General features: G+C 48.2%; 18 protein-coding genes. 8 read left to right on the forward strand and 10 right to left on the reverse strand.

What is annotated here, in order from left to right:
* The first annotated feature begins 275 nt into the window (after positions 1–275).
* On the forward strand, positions 276–3,722 hold the full coding sequence (gene mfd / locus Q4488_RS03810; protein ID WP_303579133.1) for a transcription-repair coupling factor: 3,447 nt from the start codon (positions 276–278) through the stop codon (positions 3,720–3,722).
* Between the two features lie 2 nt (positions 3,723–3,724).
* The gene (locus Q4488_RS03815; RefSeq protein ID WP_303579134.1) at positions 3,725–4,456 is read left to right on the forward strand and encodes a CsiV family protein; all 732 of its coding nucleotides are present in this window, start codon (positions 3,725–3,727) and stop codon (positions 4,454–4,456) included.
* A gap of 136 nt (positions 4,457–4,592) precedes the next feature.
* Here Q4488_RS03815 and Q4488_RS03820 read toward each other — a convergent pair whose 3' ends face one another.
* From Q4488_RS03820 to sohB, 6 genes are all read right to left on the reverse strand, one after another.
* Positions 4,593–5,003: a DUF2750 domain-containing protein gene (locus tag Q4488_RS03820; protein ID WP_303579136.1), complete on the reverse strand. Its 411-nt coding sequence runs from the start codon at positions 5,001–5,003 to the stop codon at positions 4,593–4,595.
* A 41-nt stretch (positions 5,004–5,044) separates the two neighbouring features.
* A complete protein-coding gene (locus Q4488_RS03825) occupies positions 5,045–6,166 on the reverse strand; it encodes a mechanosensitive ion channel family protein (RefSeq protein ID WP_303579137.1) in 1,122 nt (373 codons plus the stop codon).
* Between the two features lie 18 nt (positions 6,167–6,184).
* Positions 6,185–7,204 (reverse strand): beta-N-acetylhexosaminidase, encoded by a 1,020-nt coding sequence (nagZ, locus tag Q4488_RS03830; RefSeq protein WP_303579138.1) that lies wholly within the window; start codon positions 7,202–7,204, stop codon positions 6,185–6,187.
* 7 nt (positions 7,205–7,211) lie between these two features.
* On the reverse strand, positions 7,212–7,688 hold the full coding sequence (locus Q4488_RS03835; protein ID WP_303579139.1) for a L,D-transpeptidase: 477 nt from the start codon (positions 7,686–7,688) through the stop codon (positions 7,212–7,214).
* A gap of 23 nt (positions 7,689–7,711) precedes the next feature.
* Positions 7,712–8,371, reverse strand: coding sequence for a TetR/AcrR family transcriptional regulator (locus Q4488_RS03840; RefSeq protein ID WP_303579140.1), 660 nt, complete (start codon positions 8,369–8,371; stop codon positions 7,712–7,714).
* 143 nt (positions 8,372–8,514) lie between these two features.
* On the reverse strand, positions 8,515–9,585 hold the full coding sequence (gene sohB / locus Q4488_RS03845; protein WP_303579141.1) for a protease SohB: 1,071 nt from the start codon (positions 9,583–9,585) through the stop codon (positions 8,515–8,517).
* Positions 9,586–9,710: 125 nt separating this feature from the next.
* Here sohB and Q4488_RS03850 point away from each other — a divergent pair, with 125 nt between their 5' ends.
* The gene (locus Q4488_RS03850) at positions 9,711–10,046 is read left to right on the forward strand and encodes an SCP2 sterol-binding domain-containing protein (protein WP_303579142.1); all 336 of its coding nucleotides are present in this window, start codon (positions 9,711–9,713) and stop codon (positions 10,044–10,046) included.
* Here Q4488_RS03850 and nudC read toward each other — a convergent pair.
* Positions 10,043–10,819 carry an NAD(+) diphosphatase gene (gene nudC, locus Q4488_RS03855; RefSeq protein ID WP_303579143.1) on the reverse strand — a complete coding sequence of 259 codons (777 nt, stop codon included), beginning with the start codon at positions 10,817–10,819 and terminating at the stop codon, positions 10,043–10,045. The genes Q4488_RS03850 and nudC overlap by 4 nt on opposite strands.
* Before the next feature lie 244 nt (positions 10,820–11,063).
* Here nudC and nhaB point away from each other — a divergent pair, with 244 nt between their 5' ends.
* Positions 11,064–12,563 (forward strand): sodium/proton antiporter NhaB, encoded by a 1,500-nt coding sequence (gene nhaB / locus Q4488_RS03860; RefSeq protein WP_303579144.1) that lies wholly within the window; start codon positions 11,064–11,066, stop codon positions 12,561–12,563.
* Positions 12,564–12,700: 137 nt separating this feature from the next.
* Here the strand turns inward: nhaB and dnaQ are convergent, their stop codons facing one another.
* The 3 genes from dnaQ to Q4488_RS03875 are packed head-to-tail and all read right to left on the reverse strand — an operon-like array spanning position 12,701 to position 14,649.
* Positions 12,701–13,420 (reverse strand): DNA polymerase III subunit epsilon, encoded by a 720-nt coding sequence (dnaQ, locus tag Q4488_RS03865; protein ID WP_303579145.1) that lies wholly within the window; start codon positions 13,418–13,420, stop codon positions 12,701–12,703.
* A 10-nt stretch (positions 13,421–13,430) separates the two neighbouring features.
* Positions 13,431–13,880 (reverse strand): ribonuclease HI, encoded by a 450-nt coding sequence (gene rnhA / locus Q4488_RS03870; RefSeq protein ID WP_303579146.1) that lies wholly within the window; start codon positions 13,878–13,880, stop codon positions 13,431–13,433.
* Positions 13,864–14,649 (reverse strand): class I SAM-dependent methyltransferase, encoded by a 786-nt coding sequence (locus tag Q4488_RS03875; protein WP_303579147.1) that lies wholly within the window; start codon positions 14,647–14,649, stop codon positions 13,864–13,866. The genes rnhA and Q4488_RS03875 overlap by 17 nt, the downstream gene beginning before the upstream one ends.
* Before the next feature lie 123 nt (positions 14,650–14,772).
* On the opposite strand from Q4488_RS03875, the gene gloB reads away from it, so the two are divergent.
* The 4 genes from gloB to Q4488_RS03895 all read left to right on the forward strand — a co-directional run bounded on the left by gloB (position 14,773) and on the right by Q4488_RS03895 (position 19,471).
* Positions 14,773–15,564, forward strand: coding sequence for a hydroxyacylglutathione hydrolase (gene gloB / locus Q4488_RS03880; protein ID WP_303579148.1), 792 nt, complete (start codon positions 14,773–14,775; stop codon positions 15,562–15,564).
* An 87-nt stretch (positions 15,565–15,651) separates the two neighbouring features.
* Complete coding sequence (locus Q4488_RS03885; protein WP_303579149.1) at positions 15,652–17,298, forward strand: LysM peptidoglycan-binding domain-containing protein; 1,647 nt, start codon at positions 15,652–15,654, stop codon at positions 17,296–17,298.
* A 36-nt stretch (positions 17,299–17,334) separates the two neighbouring features.
* Positions 17,335–17,583 (forward strand): hypothetical protein, encoded by a 249-nt coding sequence (locus Q4488_RS03890; protein ID WP_303579150.1) that lies wholly within the window; start codon positions 17,335–17,337, stop codon positions 17,581–17,583.
* A gap of 79 nt (positions 17,584–17,662) precedes the next feature.
* Complete coding sequence (locus Q4488_RS03895; protein WP_303579151.1) at positions 17,663–19,471, forward strand: extracellular solute-binding protein; 1,809 nt, start codon at positions 17,663–17,665, stop codon at positions 19,469–19,471.
* Positions 19,472–19,476 lie beyond the last annotated feature (5 nt).

Genomic DNA, 19,476 nt, shown 5'->3' on the forward strand with positions numbered 1-19,476 from the left:
TGGAGCGGATTATCCTCTTTTACCCCCCTATGAGCAAATCGGAAACACTACACTTTAGCGTTATATAAACCACTACCAAGCAAAAAAACCACCCAAGATAAAAAAATCAGGCTTAATGAGGCGCGATTTGATCGACAAAAAGGCGTTAGATATTGCGCTTTACAGGGTGTACTTTTGCCCCGCGCGCCGTAAGATATGCAGCCAGTTCAGCAGTATCCTTTATTCTGCATCACGGCGATATACCGCCGGCTTTCAGCTTACGGAGCTTGTCTTAAGTGTTTAAAGAAGAATATCAATTACCTCAGTCCAGCGGCGATATCCGCAGAATAGGTAACCTTTCAGGCAGTGCTCGCGGCCTGCTGAGCAGCGAAATTGCGCAACAACATGCCGGCTTGATACTCTGCATCACCAATGATAGCGACAGCGCCACACGACTTGAGTCTGAAATCGCCTTTTACAGTAATAATCGCTTGGAATGCATGGTGTTCTCCGACTGGGAAACACTTCCCTACGATAGCTTTTCGCCCCATCAGGATATTATTTCAGCACGGCTGAATACGCTGTTCCGACTACCTCAGCTACAACATGGTGTATTGATTATTCCAGCCAGCACGCTAATGCACCGTGTGGCGCCGCAAAATTTTCTCGATGGCAACGCCCTCATCCTCGATCAGGGGCAAGCATTCAAACTCGATGAAATGCGCCTTAAACTCACCGATGCCGGCTACCACCTCACCGAAACAGTCTATGAACATGGTGAATTCGCTATTCGCGGCTCCATCATTGATATTTACCCCATGGGTAGCACCGTCCCCTATCGAATAGAGCTATTCGATGATGAGGTCGACACGCTACGCAGCTTCGATCCAGAATCACAGCGTTCAATCGAGCAAGTCGACAACATTCGCGTACTACCTGCAAAAGAATTCCCCCTCGATGACGCCGCTATCAGCCATTTTAAGCAACGCTGGCGAGAAACCTTCGATGTCGACTATAAACGCTGCTCAGTGTATCAAGATATCAATGATGGCATGACGCCGCCAGGCATCGAATATTACTTACCTTTATTCTTCGATCGCTGCGCAACCTTATTCGATTATCTGCCAGAAAACGTGCTTATTTTGGCCGATACAGATCTCGAAGATCACTGCAAACAGTTCTGGAGCGATGTTCAGGAACGTCACGAAGAACGGCGCTATGATATCGAACGCCCAATTCTGCCACCCGAACAACTTTTCCTACCGACTACCGAGCTTTTCGGTATCCTCAAAACACGGCAACGAGTCCAATTACAAGCCCATAAAACTCAGGCAAAAGCCGCTGCAGGCCGTTATAACCTCGACCTTACCGCACCGGCAGATCTCACGGTGAATGCTCAAGCAGCCAAACCACTTGAAGCGCTCGAACGCTTTCTCTCTCAGACGCAAGATAAAGTCTTACTCTGCGCTGAATCCGCAGGGCGACGAGAAGCGCTGATTGAATTACTCGCTCGAATCGATATAAAGCCTCATCAAGTCGACAATCTGCAACAGTTTTTTGCCGCTGGCTACCCTATCAGTATCTGCATTTTCCCACTGGAAAATGGCCTCAGCGCTCCCGGTAAATTTCACCTAATCACCGAAACGCAGTTATTTGGTCATCAGGTTTTTCAACGTCGCCGGCGCTCGAAAGAACAAGAACAATCCGAACAAATCATCAAAAACCTGACCGAGCTAAACATCGGTGCGCCCGTTGTTCATATCGATCACGGGGTCGGTCGCTATCGCGGACTGGTAACACTAGAACTCGACTCACAAACCTCAGAATTCCTCAAGCTTGAATATGCTAACGAAGCCAACCTCTATGTGCCCGTCACCTCATTACATCTAATTAGCCGATACTCCGGCGCGGGTGATGAACTAGCGCCACTGCATCGCCTAGGCACCGAACAATGGAGCAAAGCACGTCGTAAAGCAGCGGAAAAAGTGCGTGATACCGCCGCAGAACTCCTCGACATTTATGCTCGCCGTGCCGCACGTCGCGGCCATCAGTTCGCCTCGCCTGACGAGCATTACGCTAGCTTTAGTGCCGCCTTTCCCTTTGAGGAGACTGCCGATCAAGCGAATGCCATTCGAGCCGTTATTAAAGATATGCAATCACAGCAACCAATGGATCGCCTGATCTGTGGCGATGTGGGTTTTGGTAAAACCGAAGTGGCGATGCGGGCCGCCTTCATCGCCATTCAAAGCAATAAGCAGGTAGCGATACTCGTACCGACAACGCTACTTGCACAACAACACTATGAAAACTTCCGCGATCGCTTCGCCGACTGGCCCGTCAATGTCGAACTCATCTCTCGATTTCGCTCAGGCAAGCAAAGCAATGCCGTGATTGAATCCTTACTGCAAGGTAAAACAGATATCGTGATTGGCACTCACAAGCTGCTACAAGGCGATATTAAATTCAGCGATCTCGGTCTACTAATTATCGATGAAGAACACCGTTTCGGCGTGCAGCAAAAAGAGCGCCTCAAGTCATTGCGCTCCGAGGTTGACATCCTCACTCTGACTGCCACCCCGATACCACGCACACTCAATATGGCGATGTCCGGCATCCGCGATCTATCGATTATCGCCACCCCACCGGCACGTCGACTGTCGGTCAAAACCTTTGTTCGACAAACCGATAAAGCCTTAAAAAAAGAGGCGATCCTGCGTGAATTATTACGCGGTGGACAGGTTTACTATCTGCACAATGAAGTCAAAGACATCGAACAAACCGCCGCAGAAATCAGCGAACTCATTCCCGAAGCTAGGGTTGGCATCGGCCATGGGCAAATGCCTGAACGCGAACTCGAACAAGTCATGTCCGACTTTTACCATAAACGCTTTAATGTACTGGTATGTACCACCATTATCGAAACCGGTATCGATGTCCCTAATGCGAATACAATCATTATTGATCGAGCCGACAAGTTCGGCTTAGCACAATTACATCAACTACGGGGCCGCGTGGGTCGCTCTCACCATCAGGCTTACGCCTACCTGATGACGCCGCACCCGAAAGCGATGAGCGCCGATGCTGCCAAGCGCTTAGATGCCATTGCCAACGCCGATGAGCTTGGCGCAGGCTTTACCCTCGCCACCCACGATATGGAAATCAGAGGCACCGGCGACTTGTTAGGTGAAGGTCAGAGCGGACAGATTCAAAATATTGGCTTCTCGCTCTATATGGAGATGCTAGAACAAGCCGTGGAGGCCATTCGCGAGGGCAAAACCCCCAACCTTGATACGCCATTAAAACAGGGTGTCGAGATCAATCTGCGCGTGCCAGCATTGATTCCCGATGAATACCTACCCGATGTGCACAATCGCTTGATCATGTACAAGCGCATCGCCAATGGCAAAAACGAAACAGAATTAAAAGAACTACAAATCGAAATGATTGACCGTTTTGGCATACTCCCAGAACAAACCAAACATCTATTTCGTCAAACAAGCCTGAAACTGCAGGCTGAACAACTGGGTATCTGTAAAATTGATGCAGGAGAACAAGGGGGACGCATCGATTTTGATACCGATACCGCCGTCGATCCCTTCACGCTAGTACAACTGGTACAGCAAGCCCCCCAAAAATTTCAGTTTGGCGGTGCTAGTCAGCTGAAGTTCGTCATCAAGACAGATAAGATAGAACAGCGATTTAAAGCAGTAGAACAGCTACTGCAGCAATTGACCGGGAATTAATAATGACCAAGCTCGCTTCAGGGATCATCATGGCGTTGACATTGATACTGTTAAATATCTCAACAGTTCAGGCCGACACCAGCAACTACAAGGTTGAACTACTGATTTTCAGCCAACAAACCTCCGCTACACTCAATGATGAGGTCTGGCCGCCAATCGATAGCATTCCTCAACTGCCCAGCCGGGCATTAGGATATTATCAAGCGAATCAACAAAACGGTTTTTTTACACGCTTACCAAAATCATCACTGTCACTCAGCGCCAAACAGGCCAGCCTGAGACGCAGTTCCCTGTATCGCGTTCTCTTTCATGAAGCGTGGATACAACCGATCAGCGGAATCAAAAATCAGTATCGCCTCAGAATCAATGGCGGAGACATTCTCGATAACGGCTTATATGAATTAGATGGCTATATCTCTATCGATAAAGGCCGCTATCTGCATTTCCGCAATGACCTATTTCACAGCCGCCGATTAAGCCCAAGCGATGCACAACTATTATTAAAACCAGGCCAATCAGCAACGGCGGCACCCGTCACGACAACTGCTAGCTCGGCGAGCTCGACACTGACAACCGATAGCAGTAACGGTAATCGCTACTTAACTCAAACCACAATACCCGACTTTCTGACCGTGGAAATGAAGTCTGCACGACGCATGCCCCGTGATGAACTTCACTACATCGATCACCCGCTATTTGGCATCCTGGTTAGAATCACTCGCGCCAACCCATAATCCTCACTCTTTCAAATAAGCATGATCGAGGCATAAAAAAACGGAGTTTTAGCTCCGTTTTTTTATGCCTCGATCACTCGCATCATCAGCCTTCGGCTAGCGCAAGCTGCCTAATGCAAGCTTCCTAATGCAAGCTTTAGGATGATTGCTTGCGTGAACGCTTCACCTCGCGCGTCAACATCATATCCAACTCTTCAGGCCAAACGACTAAACCATTCTCATCCTCGCCATCGGCCACTAATGGGAAAACAATCACCGCAAAGCCATCCTCTTCAAGACCCGGTGTCCAGCGATAATTCCACTGCTTCAGTGTAATCGGCATGGCCTCACACTCAGACCACTCTCCCGTTGCCCACTGCTCAGCAAAGGCCTGATCTGGCCAGACCGGCACACAATCTTCATCATCGGTATTGAGCATCACACTACCCTGCTCATCCGTCAGAATCCAAAGCTCTCCCGTCTCAACCACCCGACTAATCAAATAATCGAAGCGCTGCTCTGCATCACATTCTAATATTTTCTCTTGCCCACTCTGTTCAGCAGTCACACATATCTCCAGCGCCCAGTCGGGCAAAATTAACATAGCATTTAGTCACGCAAATTCGCATGATCAAGCAACGATTGAGACTCAGCCTCTTCGAGATGAAGCGTCTGAGTAGGAAAGGCGAAATCAGCGCCATGTTCATGCACGATCGCGATAATTCGCCCCATGACATCCTGTTTAATTTCATGAAAACGCACCCAGTTAGTCGTCTTAGTAAAGGTATAAACAAAAAACTCCAACGAATAAGGTGCAAAGCTATTCAGATTAACGATCAATGTTTGCCGACTATCAATCTCGGGATGATTGATCAGCATGTTCCGCACATCATCGATAACCCCATTAATTAGCGCCGAATCTTCGTAACGCAGACCAATTTTTTCATAAATACGACGATTACTCATGCGCGATGGATTCTCTAACGAAATACTCGCAAAGGTCGCATTCGGCACATAGAGCGGCCGCTTATCGAATGTTCGAATACAGGTCAGACGCCAACCAATATCTTCGACGGTACCCTCAATCTCTCTATCGGGCGAACGTACCCAGTCACCCACCTTAAAGGGGCGATCCAAGTAGATCATCAAACCACCAAAGAAGTTCGCCAGCAGATCCTTGGCCGCAAAACCCACGGCTAAACCACCGATACCACCGAATGCCAATACACCGGAAATACTGTAACCAAAGGTTTGCAGTACCACCAGCACCGTGGTGATAATAATCGACAACCGCAACAGCTTACCCAATGCACCAACCGTGGTCTCGTCCATCGGGTTTTTGACTTTCTCTTTACTGACCAACACGCCTTCAGCTTGCCGGATAAAGCGAATCAAGAACCAGGCCATCATCACAATCACCAAGCCGCGTCGCAACGGCTCGATCAACTTAACCAACACCGAGCCGGTTTCCGGATCCGTCAACTCAAACGCCAAACTCAAACCCAACACCCAGATCAACAATGCAATAGGACGACGAGCCGCGTGCAACAAAATATCATCCCAAACATTTCGCGTCTTAGCTAACTGACCTTCCAATCGATGAAATAACCTATTCGAGATAAAGTTGAGCAACATGGTCATAAAAACCACCAAGAACACTTGAAAGATCCAAGCATCCTTATAGCCGACCAAACCTAATTGCGTAAAAATCTCTGCAAGCTGTTGCTGCATCGTATCCCTCCCAAGCGCTTAATGAATATCGGTTAACTGATTGGCCAAGTTCACGGCCTGTTGCCACTGTGCCGTACGACGAATCTTATCAATACTGTACTGACGGCTGGCAGACATTCGCTCAATACGGGGCGATCCTGAGTGAGCAATCGTTTCTAGGTAAGTCAACACCTGCAATGCTGCCGCACGGTTATTACACACTAACAACATATCGCAGCCCGCCTCAAGCGCCTGCTCTGCCCGCGCCTCAAAACTACCGGCCACACTGGCACCTTCCATCGTCAGATCATCACTGAAAACAACGCCATCGAAGCCCATTTCACGGCGCAGTTTCTGAGCAATCCAGTAAGGTGAAAAACCCGCTGGACGATCATCAAACTGACGATAAATCACATGTGCGGGCATCACCGCCGCCAAGCCTTGCTGCATCAAACCGACAAAGGGAAGCAGATCTTGCGCTTCAATCTCTGCCGGCGATCGCTCATCGATAGGAATCTGATGATGCGAATCTGCAACGACCCCGCCATGCCCGGGAAAATGCTTCCCGGTGGCAGCCATCCCCGCATCATGCATCCCTTGAATGAATGCGCCTGCCAACTCAGTCACCGCTTCCGGCTGAGCTGAGAATGCGCGATCACCAATGACCTGACTCACCCCAAAGTTAAGATCCAACACTGGCGCAAAGCTAATATCAATACCATAACCGATGAGCTCAGCCGCCATCAGCCAACCTAACTGAGCGGCAGCCTCGCAACCCTGCACAGGATCATCCTGATACAACGTCCCCAATACCGCCATCGGTGGCAGACGGGTAAACCCATCTCGAAAGCGCTGCACCCGTCCGCCCTCTTGATCAACGGCAATCAATATCTGCGGCGCGCAAGCACGAATATCGCGTACCAGCGCGGCCAGTTGTTGTGGTGATTGATAATTACGACTAAACAGAATAAGACCGCCCACCTGAGGATGCTGCAACAACACTTTATCTTCTGCTGTCAGACTCAGACCGGCGATGTCCAGCATCAATGCTCCAGACATTAGCAATTTACTCTTCTATGAAAACTCGGGTACCTACATCCACACGCTCAAACAAGTCGACAATATCACTATTGCGCATACGCACACAGCCATGTGATAACGGTTGTCCCATCGGCTCACTATCCGGCGTGCCGTGAATGTATATATAGCGCTGCATTGTATCAACGCAAGAGAGACGATTGCGACCTATTTCACAACCTGACAGCCAGATAATGCGTGTAAGAATCCAATCTCGCTGAGGGTATCGCTTTGCCAGCACAGGCGTATAAATTTCGCCCGTAAAGCGACGCCCAACAAACACGCTATTAAGTGGCTTTCCCGCACCAATTTTGGCGCGCACAAGATGCGCTCCTCGAGGTGTGCAGCCGCTATTTTTTTGCTCACCCGCCCCCTTCAATGCGGTCGAGACAGAATAAGCAGCAACACAGATAGACTCCCGCCACAGCTCAAGACGCTGACGGGATAATGAAATTAATAGAGACATCACAGGGGAAAATCAGCGCAGCGTTAAAGACGGCTAAAGGGCGTACTATCAGCACGGGCGTGCAAACCCGCAACCAATACCGGGATCATACGATGCAGGGTCATCTCAACCTCAGCCGCACGTTCAAACTCACGCATCTCGAGTGCAACCAATGTCTGAAAGTTAGACAAGGTAAAAATAATCGATCCCATCAAAAAATGTAACCGCCAGAAAAACTCTTCATCCTTCATCACCGCCGAATCTTGACGCAGCAACTCAATAAAATGAGCGAAAGCGCTGCGATAACGGATAATCATCGCATTACGCAGCTCATCCTGATTTTTCATATAGATCAGTTCTAACAAACGCATAAACACAGGCAACGCAAACTGTTTCGATTTACCCACTTGCAACAGGGTGCGCATGAGCATCTCTAATAACTCTTCCGTCGTTGGCGTGCTATCAGGCTTCAGCAGCAAGCGCTCATCAATGGCATCATTAAGATGCGTCACCAGCGGCGTAAGATATTTCTCAGCCACCGCTGCGATCAAGCCCTTTTTCGAACCAAAATGATAATTAACCGCCGCTAAATTTACGTTGGCAGCACTGGTAATTTCCCGCATGGTCGTCTCTGCAAACCCCTGCTCAGCGAACAGCGCCTCGGCAGATAGCATAATTTTCTTCGCAGTGGCAGATTGTCGCATCGAAACTCCCTTAACAGTTGATCATCCTAATTTACCGCTCTCTCTTTATGCCACTTTAGTATCAGACGCATATGTTTGAAACGAATATTTGAAAATTATAGTCAACATTGATTGAGATACAGAATTTTATCTCACCAATTTGGTTACTTAGCCAGTAAGTGAGAATTTAAAATTCGCCCCGCCCATTTAGTAAACAGGCTATCCGTTGTTTTAACAGACATTTCTGAGATGCGATCCTGCAAGGTTTTCTTATATTCATATCGTACTAAAAATACATCCGCGTCGGCACACGCTTTTGTCAGATATTCATCACTGGTTGAGATCTCATCAATCAGATTAACGGCTAACGCTCGACGACCAAACCAAACCTCACCGGTTGCCACTTTATCAAGATCGACTTGAGGCCGAAATTCACCCACAAACTCTTTAAACAAGCAATGTGTGTCTTCCAACTCTTCAACAAACTTCTGTCGACCTTTCTCGGTGTTTTCACCCATCACCGTCAATGTGCGCTTATACTCACCGGCGGTTAAAACTTCATAATCAATATCATGCTTTTTCAGCAACCGATGAAAGTTAGGTAACTGCGCGACCACACCGATGGAGCCGAGAATCGAAAACGGTGCCGCGATAATTTTATCGGCTAGACACGCCATCATATAACCACCACTAGCGGCGACCTTATCAACGCAAACAGTCAACGGCACACCCTGACGCTTAATACGCTCCAACTGCGATGACGCAAGACCGTAACTATGCACCATACCACCCGGGCTCTCCAGCCGCACAACCACTTCATCTTTTTCGGTTGCCATCGTCAGCACAGCGGTAATCTCTTCACGCATAGGCTCAAGCTCAGAGGCTTTGATATCACCATCAAAATCAAGTACGTAAACCCGCTTACGCTCGGCTTCGGCAACCGGCTCAGCCTTTTTTAACGCTTTCTTGCGCGCCTTGGCATCGATTTTGTCTTGTTTCTCTTCTGCTTTAAGCTGCTGCTTATAAACCTCAGGATCAAGCACAACCTCTTTCAGGGCATGTTCCATATCCTCCAGCGTCTCATTCATGCTATGAACGCTAAGATAGCCCTCTTTATTATCCTTTTTATTGCGTGATGCCACTGCGGCCACCGCCACAATCACCAAAATCAGCGCACCTACTACCGTCAGTGCTTTCGCGAGAAACAACCCGTAACTTGCCAGAAAATCGACCACCTAAGACTCCAAATAAAAACGCCCATTCAGGGCAATTCAATATATTGATTTATAACTAGGTAATGTAACATACAACCTGCTTAGGCAATATCATTGATCGTCAAATTTGGAGAGCTGAATAGCACATGTCTGATACCATCACCGTCACCCAAGTTATCGAAAAACTTTCCAGCCGGTTCATCCCCGAAAACACCAAAGACGTCAGCGCTACCTTTCAGTTTGTATTGCATGATGCCGATGACTTTTATTTCAGTATCGACAATCAGCAACTCAGCGTCGCCTTAGGCGAGCATCAAGACCCCGATATTACCCTTATCACCAGCAGTCAGACGTTTATTAAGGTCGTCACCGGTGACAAAGATGGTATGAGTGCTTACCTCAGCGGTCAGCTTAGAGCCGAGGGCAACGTCATGCTCGCAACGCGATTAAGTAAGTTTTTCAGTAAACAAAAGCAGCGTTAAGCCTGAGTTAGGCACTGTTTTTTAAACACATCTATCAGCTGTCGAGCGATTGTGAAGGGCGGCGGAATCGGCGCCTCATCCAATTCTGTATAATGGAACCAGCGAGCATCAACAATCTCTCCGGCTTCCGGCACGATATCACCTGACACATAATCAGCAAAATAACCTAACATCAAAGAGTGCGGGAAAGGCCAAGATTGACTGCAATAGTAACGAATATTATTGACCTCAAGACTCACTTCTTCTTTAACCTCTCGCATCAAGGCCGCTTCGGCGCTTTCGCCAGCTTCGATAAATCCAGCTAAGGTACTATAACGCACCTCGGGAAACCGAACACCATGGGCAAGCAAGCAATATTCACCCCGAGTGATCAAGGTAATAATACAGGGCGATAATCGAGGGTACTGAGTTAAACCGCAGCTACCACAATGTTTCGCAAGATCCTGTTGATGCTGCGCTAATGCCCCGCCACAACGCGGGCAGAAGCTATGGTTTTTACTCCACGTCAGCACTTGAGCTGCCCGAGATAGCAACGGAAAATCTGCATCCGCTGTCTGAGATAATAGTTGTCGAAGATGCAATCCCGAGGCGTCATCAGCTAACACCGTCTCAGGCATTACCATCAGCCGAATCTGCTGCTCAGGCACTAGAGTTAAATCATATTCTTCTTCTACTAAGGCATGATCACAACAGGGCTTATCAAATAACCAACGCCCCTGTTGATTCGACCAAATCTGCTGCCCAACCGCATAAATATACTCAATTCTCATCATATTATTGAAACCCAAACAAAAATCAGACACTTAAACTAGGATTGCAGGCATACATATCACCTGACAACTAAGGTATTATTAATAGGTTAAGCAGGCTTTTGATTTATCAAAACTCCTGCTAACCTACCGCGAAATTTTAAATACGTTAACAACTTCACTTAGATTGGAAAGACTGTCACTAGACAAATCAGCATCCTATACAGACCCTTTTCATTAGGCCGAACTGGCACAGGACCCCGTATCGATGACCACTACGCAGGCTCTTATTAAGAACTTTCTTGGTAACTCTCCCATATGGTACAAGCAAGCCATTGTACTTTTTCTTATACTGAATCCTATTCTGCTCTATACCGTGGGCCCCGTTGTTACTGGCTGGACCTTGATTTTCGAATTCATATTCACCCTCGCACTGGCGTTGAAATGTTACCCATTGCAACCCGGCGGCCTACTCGCCCTAGAAGCCATTATCATCGGGCTCGCGAGCCCAGAGACGGTGTATCATGAAGTAGAATCCAACCTCGAAGTTATCCTGCTACTGATGTTTATGGTAGCAGGCATCTACTTTATGAAGAACATGCTTTTATGGGTATTTACCAAGCTATTGCTAAAAATCCACTCTAAAATAGCCCTCTCTCTGACCTTTTCACTGTTTGCCGCACTGCTGTCAGCTTTTCTCGATGCACTCACCGTCACCGCCGTACTCATCAGCGTTGGCGTTGGCTTTTATGCGGTTTACCATAAAGTTGCCTCAGGTAAACAATTTCAGCATGAAGAACATGATCACGGTGATGATCAACTAGTACAGTTAGATCAACATGAAACCTTGGCGCAGTTTCGCGCATTCTTACGCAGCCTACTCATGCATGGCGCGGTCGGTACCGCATTAGGCGGCGTATGCACCCTGGTGGGTGAACCTCAGAATCTACTCATTGCACAAAAAGCAGACTGGGATTTTGTTGAGTTTTTCATTTTAATGGCGCCAGTAACCATGCCCGTGCTCGCGGCAGGTTTAGCCACCTGCATGCTGCTAGAAAAACTGAAGTGGTTTGGCTATGGTGCGGATATTCCTAGATCTGTCCGCGGTATTCTTGAAGAGTTTTCGGCGGAGCAGGACAGAAAACTCACGCCATCCGATAAACTCGCCCTGTTTGTACAAATTGTAGTGGCCATACTACTGGTACTCGCCCTCGCCTTTCACCTTGCAGCGGTAGGACTCATCGGTTTAACGGTTATTATTCTATTAACCGCTTTCAACGGCATCGTAGAAGAGCATCAGATCGGTAAAGCGTTTGAAGAAGCGTTGCCGTTTACGGCCTTACTGGTGGTGTTCTTTTCTATCGTCTCGGTTATCCATGAGCAACATCTATTTCAGCCCATCATCGCCTCAGTATTGGCGCTGGATACTCATGTGCAACCCGGTATCTTCTTTATTGCCAACGGCGTGCTATCCGCTATTTCAGATAACGTGTTTGTCGCTACGGTGTATATCAACGAAGTGCTCGAAGCACTCCATGCAGGTTCAATCAGCCGCGAACACTTCGATCTATTGGCCATCGCTATCAACACCGGCACCAATATCCCCAGTGTCGCTACACCCAATGGTCAGGCGGCTTTTCTGTTTCTCCTAACCTCAGCGCTGGCACCACTGATCCGCTTATCTTACGGCACGATGGTCTGGATGGCGCTTCCCTACACGGTAGTGATGAGCCTAACCGGTTATTTCGCCGTCACTCACTTTTTATAAGCGCTAACCAAGCCGTCTCGGCGAATAGCCGAGATCACCGAGCAGCGCATAAAAAAGGCTAATACGTTATGTATTAGCCTTTTCCTTAATCGGTACCGGTCAACAAATCGCGCAAGCCACAGCGCGGAACGTTCCGCTTATTCAGGGTCCGTCGCAACGACACCTATCTGCCCCCAGATACTGCCTGCCTTACCATCCAAATGACGAATATAACGGTTATGCGCCTCTAGCTCGGCCGCATCAGCCGATTGCACCGTCAGATGATATTCACCGTGCTTTAAACGACGCACCTGATCAACACCATCATAGCCTTCCTCTTCTCCCGCTAACAGGAGGTTTTTTTGCCCACCGGTTAACAACAAGTAAACATCGGCAAGAATCTCAGAGTCAAGCAACGCGCCGTGCAGCTCGCGGTGACTGTTATCTATTCCATAACGACGACACAATGCATCGAGATTATTTTTCTGCCCAGGATGTTTTTTTCTCGCCAGCGCCAGGGTGTCTGTTACATGACAAAAATCCCCAACCTTCTCATTATGGTTATTCAGCTTTAGCTCATTATCCATAAAGCCAACATCGAAGGGGGCATTATGGATTACCAGATCAGCCCCTCGAATAAACTGCAAAAATTCATCCTGAATGTCGGCAAAGCGAGGTTTATCGAGCAAAAACTCATTGGTAATCCCGTGTACCTGTATCGCTTCTTCTTCAATCTCACGATCCGGATTCAAGTAACGATGATAGGTGCGACCGGTCAGTCGACGATTCATCATCTCGACACAACCAATCTCAATAATCCGATGACCCTCTTTAGGATCAATACCGGTCGTTTCGGTATCTAGTATTATCTGTCTCATTAGGTGTTTATCACTTACGCTGTTGCAGGGCCTGCTCGACCCCTCGGTTAGCTAGTTGATCCGCCAATTCATTACCTGGATGACCGCTGTGCCCTTTCACCCACTTCCATTGAATCTGATGACGCGCATTCTGAGCATCAAGGCGCTGCCAAAGATCGGCATTCTTAACCGGCTTTTTAGCCGCGGTTTTCCAGCCATTACGCTTCCAACCAGCCAACCATTCGGTAATGCCTTTACGCACATACTGAGAATCGGTGGTCAGCGTTATATCACAGGGTTCTTTGAGTATTGTCAGCGCCTCGATTGCGGCCATTAATTCCATCCGATTATTGGTGGTCGTTAACTCGCCACCAAACAGTTGTTTCGCATGTTCACCATACTGAAGCACCGCTCCCCAGCCGCCAGGACCGGGGTTTCCCTTGCAGGCACCATCGGTATAAATATTAATTTTTTTCTTCACTCACACTTCCTCGAGCACCTCGCGTTGAGGGTTCAACGCGGGGTAAATTGATCAACTTACGCTTTTTTGAAACAGGCTCAACGGGCGTCATCCCGCCAATATCTTTACGTGCGACTTGCAGCATAAAAGCACCACAAGAAGACGAACAACGCTGCGTCATGGCATCAATCAAACGAGCACGTTGACGCCACGACTGTTTTTCAAACGGTAAACAATAATAATCTGACAATTCTTTAACGACCGTTAACTCAAGTAAAGACAACCAATCATGCATCCGTTGAGAACTGATAAAATGCCCCTGCCAAGGCACGCTCTCTTGATTGAATTTAAGCTTTCGATACAGTCCCCACCAACTGATGGGATTAAAACCAACATTTAACAAGAAACCACCAGGCCTTAACACTCTAGCAGCCTCACGCAGAACCTGATGCGGGCTTTGAGCAAAATCAAGCGCGTGATGCAGCACCACCACATCGACACTATTATGGGCAAACGGTAGCTCTTCATTACGACTGATGACGGCGCTATCGGGTAACCCCAATTCAGTCACCGGGTTAACTTTTATTTGATGTCTCACGGGGCTTTCCCGCGCCAAATCTAAGCGATTATCGACACTAATCTGTAGCAAGTGATAACCGAACATGGTCGGCAACAAGCGATCTAACAGGTCTCGTTCACTCAGCAGTAACTGCTGACCGAGATCGGTCTCAAACCATTGACGTAATTCGGGTAACCATTCACCCAAGGGGGGCTGTCGTTTAAAAAACATACATTATTAGCGCTTAACGCTCCGCTTTGAATAGGTTAATCTTGTCAACGGCGAACATGCTCGCCACTACGAACGATCCTTGCACTACTATATCTGACAAATCTAATTCAGCCGAGGCTTAAAATGTTTAATGTCACCCCGATCCCCGCTTTCAATGATAACTATATTTGGGCTCTGACTGTACCCGGTACTGATGATATTGCCGTGATTGATCCAGGTGATGCCGAGGCAGTGAATGACTATTTGACGCAAAACAACGTCAATCTCACGGCCATCTTGATTACCCATCACCACGATGATCATACCGGCGGCGTCGCTCAACTGTGTCTGCAACACTCTGCCGACGTCTATGGACCGGCAAACTCACCTTTTAAAGGTATCAACCACACACTGACCGATGGCGATCAAATTGAGCTATTGGGTCAGCAACTTATTATCCATGAAGTGCCGGGCCATACGCTCGACCACATCAGCTATTTTGTCGCCGAAAGCAGCAATACACCACCGAATATTCCTCAAGTTTTCTCCGGCGACACCCTGTTTCTCGCAGGTTGCGGCCGACTCTTTGAAGGCTCCGCAGAACAGATGCATACGGCGATGGAGTATTTCAAAAGCTTACCCGATAACACCCAGATCTATTGTACGCATGAGTATTCCCTAGCAAACCTTGCCTTTGCCGCTGCAGTTGAGCCCGACAATGCGGAGATATCAACGGCGATCAAACGTTGCACACAACTGCGTGACGCACATCAGCCAACCCTGCCTTCAACGATCGCCATCGAGAAGCAGATCAACCCCTTTCTACGTTATCACACCGCCACCGTCAAACACGCAGCCGAACAGGTTTCAGGTGCTCCGTTGAATTCCGAGGTCGCCATCTTCAGCGCCATTCGCGACTGGAAAAATCAATTTTAACGGCCAATTTACTATTTAAATCAATGCCATTGATATACAGCAGATAAGCGGCATTAACGGTTGACCCGCTGATACGGGCCTCATAAAATGCTGCCTTCAATTCACCATGGGGCATCGTACTCAATGCAGTTGGCCAGAAAATTTGTTGTACTTACCGCTGCCGGAGTTCTGCTCACTGGCTGTCAAAATAATCTGGTTAACAACCAGCCGTTACCGACTTCAGCCTCGCAGACCGAGGCGCAAGTCTCGCCCGCCGCCACTCGTAACAAGCTAATCGGCGAGGCAGACGCCCTCGCTGAGTCGCATCAGTCAGCCCAAGCCATCAACAGCGATGATCTCTGGCAGCTAACGCGCGAGCATATGCAGCTCAATCTAGATCAACCAAACTCACGTCTGCAGAAGCAATTTGAGTGGTACAAGAAGCATCCTGAATATATGCAGCGAGTCACCACCCGAGCCGGTCGCTACTACTACTATATTTTACATGAAGTCCTGAAGCGGAAGATGCCCGCTGAAATCGCACTCTTACCGATTGTTGAAAGCGCCTACGATCCTTTCGCCTATTCCCATGGTCGCGCTGCCGGCCCTTGGCAGTTTATTCCTAGCACCGCGAAACACTTTGGCCTCAAATCCACATGGTGGTATGACGGTCGCCGCGATATTATCGCCTCAACCGATGCCGCACTAGATTATTTACAACAATTACATCGCCGATTTGATGATTGGGAGCTCGCCTTAGCCGCCTATAATTGTGGCGGTGGCACCGTCTCTAAAGCGATTCGCCGCAATAAAAACAAGGGACTAGCAACCGATTTTTGGTCACTCAATCTGCCTAAGGAAACCCGTGCTTATGTCCCGAAATTACTAGCAATCTCTCGTCTTATTAGAGATGCGCAGCAAGCACAGTTAACCATTGCCCCGTTAGCCAATCGCCCCGTGTTTGAACAAGTCGAGCTAGACAGTCAAATCGACTTAGCGCAAGCGGCCGAACTCAGTTCAATTTCTACTCAGGAGCTGTATCAACTGAATCCTGGCTTTAATCGCTGGGCAACCGACCCGGACGGCCCGCACCGCTTATTGATCCCTAGCGCTTCGGCTGAGCAATTCCGTCATCAGTTAGCCGCCTTGCCTGCCGAACAGCGAGTCAACTGGAGCCGCCATAAAATTCGCTCTGGGGATACCATCAGCACTATAGCCGCAAAATACCAAACCACCTCAGCCGTGATTCGCCACGCCAACAAGCTGACTAACAATACTATTCGCGCGGGACACTATCTACTCATCCCCAGCGCTAAACATGAATCCAGTGAATACTCTTTGAGTCAATCACAGCGTTTCAATCGCAAACAGAATCAACTCGCGTCTAGCAACCGCACCAAGACCTCGTATCGAGTTAAATCCGGCGATAGCTTCTGGAGTATCGCTCGTCGCCATAATATCAGTGTCGCCGAACTCACCGCTTGGAATCAAATGGCCCCTAATGATCCTTTACGTGCCGGCCATACCTTGATCATTTGGAAGACCAATACTCAGGCGGTGCTCAGCCGTAGCGACAAACAGATGATCAGAAGAATCGGCTACTCCGTTCGTCATGGCGACTCGTTATCGGTCATTGCCAATCGATTCAGTGTTTCTATCAGTGATATTAAACGCTGGAATAAGCTCGAACAAAGCCGCTATCTGCGGCCCGGGCAAGGTCTGACACTGTATGTCGATATCACCAAAGCACACTAGACTGTTATTATCTGTTCGCAACACAGGAATCAGCACATGGACGCACTCAGTATCGGCATCATTCTCTTCGCCACTGTCACCGCTTTGCTATTCAAGTTTGTGCTGTATCACAAAATTTGCCGCTGGATGGATCAGGATCTAATTAAAGGCTTGGCAGAAGGTGACACGGCTAAGCAACGCTTTCTGACACAAAAACTCACGGAGATGAAAGTCGACAAAGTCAAACGCAAACATCAACACCAACGTTTGACTCAACTCGCGATTGATTTTGAACAAAACCACTGATCCGTACTCATATGACTAGCTATAACCCTTTCTGCCTGTTATAAATTAACAGAATATCAATCTGGCTGGATAATTACGGATGAATTTCAAACAGTTATCTAAGCAGATATTGCTATCTGCAACACTGATCTGCACGCCATTGGCTATGCTTCAAGCGGCGCTCCCCGAACATGGTATTTCGATGTATGGTGAACTGAAATACTCACAGGGCTTTCAACACTTCGATTACGTAAATCCCGATGCGCCGAAAGGCGGCACCGCCTCTCAGGATGCTATCGGCACGTTTGACAGCTTTAACCCCTTTATTATTAAAGGCGCGGCAGCCGATGGCATCGGTCTGATCTATGACTCACTACTCACCAAAGCCCAAGATGAAGCCTTCTCACTCTATGGTCTGCTAGCGGAATCCCTCGAAGTGGCCGACGATCGCCGCTGGATCATTTTCAATATTAATCCCCAAGCGCGTTTCAGCGATGGCCACCCCGTGACCGCCGAAGACGTTATCTATAGTTTTAAGCTACTGCGCGAACAGGGATCACCTTTTTATCAATCCTACTACCGTGAAATTTCGAGCATAGAAGCGCTCTCAGAGCGACGCGTTAAATTCAGTTTCAGTGACAGCCAAAACCGTGAATTACCCCTGATTGTTGGCGAAGTGAGCATTTTACCCAAACACTATTGGCAACACCGTGATTTCAGCAAGCCCAGTCTCGATATACCGATCGGTTCAGGCCCCTATGTTATCGATAGCTTTGATGCTGGCCGAACCATTAACTATCGCCGTAATCCGCACTATTGGGCTGCAGATCTAGCGGTTAACCGGGGTCGCTTTAATTTCGATAATATTCGCTACGACTATTACAAAGACGGTAACGTTGCCCTCGAAGCCTTCAAAGGTGGCGAATATGATTTCCGTCAGGAGACATCCTCTAAGCAATGGGCAACCGCCTACAGCGGCGCCGTTTTTGATGACGGCAAGATCATCACACGTAATATTAGCCATGAAAATCCCACCGGCATGCAGGCGTTTATCCTCAATAACCGTCAAACTTACTTTAGCGATAGCCGCGTCAGAGAAGCCCTCGCATACGCATTTGATTTTGAATGGACCAATAAAAACATTTTCTATAACGCTTATACCCGTACCCACAGTTTTTTCTCAAACTCTGAAATGGCTGCACAAGCGCTACCTACCGCCGATGAACTCGCTATTCTCGAACCCATCCGTGATCAGGTGCCTGCTGAAGTCTTTACACAGGTCTATCAAGCCCCCACGACCAAGGGCGATGGTAAAACGCGAGGCCAGCTCAGGAGCGCTCTACGCTTATTGAAAAGTGCCGGCTGGGTGCTAAAAGATGGCCGTCTATTAGACCCTGACGGCAATCAAATGACATTTGAAATCCTGCTAGTACAACCCGCGTTTGAACGTATTGTTGCGCCATTTACCCGCAACCTCGAACGCATGGGTATCAAGCCGACTGTCCGCGTGATTGATGCATCACAATATATCAATCGCGTACGTAGCTTTGATTTCGATATTATCGTCGGTAGCTTCGGCCAATCAACCTCACCGGGCAACGAACAGCGCGAATATTGGCATTCTGTCACCGCCGATCAACCTGGCAGCCGGAATATCATTGGTATCAAAAACCCTGCGATTGATTACCTTATCGAGCAAGTTATACAGGCACCGAATCGCGCTCAATTAATACTCCGCACTCGAGCACTGGATCGAGTACTGCAATGGAATCATTATGTAATTCCTCAATACCATATCAACAGTTACCGAGTCGCCTATTGGAATAAATTTGCCTTTCCCGCGCAACATCCAAAATATTCACTCGGCTTTGATACTTGGTGGATCAAGCCTGAAAAAATGGAGCAATAACCGCT

The organism is Amphritea sp. 1_MG-2023 (assembly GCF_030547545.1).
Classification (GTDB): domain Bacteria; phylum Pseudomonadota; class Gammaproteobacteria; order Pseudomonadales; family Balneatricaceae; genus Amphritea.

Coding starts and splice junctions, on each gene's coding strand:
- Q4488_RS03815 (WP_303579134.1), top strand. CDS start 3,725: ATGACCAAGCTCGCTTCAGGGATCATCATGGCGTTGACATTGATACTG.
- Q4488_RS03825 (WP_303579137.1), bottom strand. CDS start 6,166: ATGCAGCAACAGCTTGCAGAGATTTTTACGCAATTAGGTTTGGTCGGC.
- nagZ (WP_303579138.1), bottom strand. CDS start 7,204: ATGTCTGGAGCATTGATGCTGGACATCGCCGGTCTGAGTCTGACAGCA.
- Q4488_RS03835 (WP_303579139.1), bottom strand. CDS start 7,688: ATGTCTCTATTAATTTCATTATCCCGTCAGCGTCTTGAGCTGTGGCGG.
- Q4488_RS03840 (WP_303579140.1), bottom strand. CDS start 8,371: ATGCGACAATCTGCCACTGCGAAGAAAATTATGCTATCTGCCGAGGCG.
- Q4488_RS03850 (WP_303579142.1), top strand. CDS start 9,711: ATGTCTGATACCATCACCGTCACCCAAGTTATCGAAAAACTTTCCAGC.
- nudC (WP_303579143.1), bottom strand. CDS start 10,819: ATGATGAGAATTGAGTATATTTATGCGGTTGGGCAGCAGATTTGGTCG.
- nhaB (WP_303579144.1), top strand. CDS start 11,064: ATGACCACTACGCAGGCTCTTATTAAGAACTTTCTTGGTAACTCTCCC.
- dnaQ (WP_303579145.1), bottom strand. CDS start 13,420: ATGAGACAGATAATACTAGATACCGAAACGACCGGTATTGATCCTAAA.
- Q4488_RS03875 (WP_303579147.1), bottom strand. CDS start 14,649: ATGTTTTTTAAACGACAGCCCCCCTTGGGTGAATGGTTACCCGAATTA.
- gloB (WP_303579148.1), top strand. CDS start 14,773: ATGTTTAATGTCACCCCGATCCCCGCTTTCAATGATAACTATATTTGG.
- Q4488_RS03885 (WP_303579149.1), top strand. CDS start 15,652: ATGCTGCCTTCAATTCACCATGGGGCATCGTACTCAATGCAGTTGGCC.
- Q4488_RS03890 (WP_303579150.1), top strand. CDS start 17,335: ATGGACGCACTCAGTATCGGCATCATTCTCTTCGCCACTGTCACCGCT.
- Q4488_RS03895 (WP_303579151.1), top strand. CDS start 17,663: ATGAATTTCAAACAGTTATCTAAGCAGATATTGCTATCTGCAACACTG.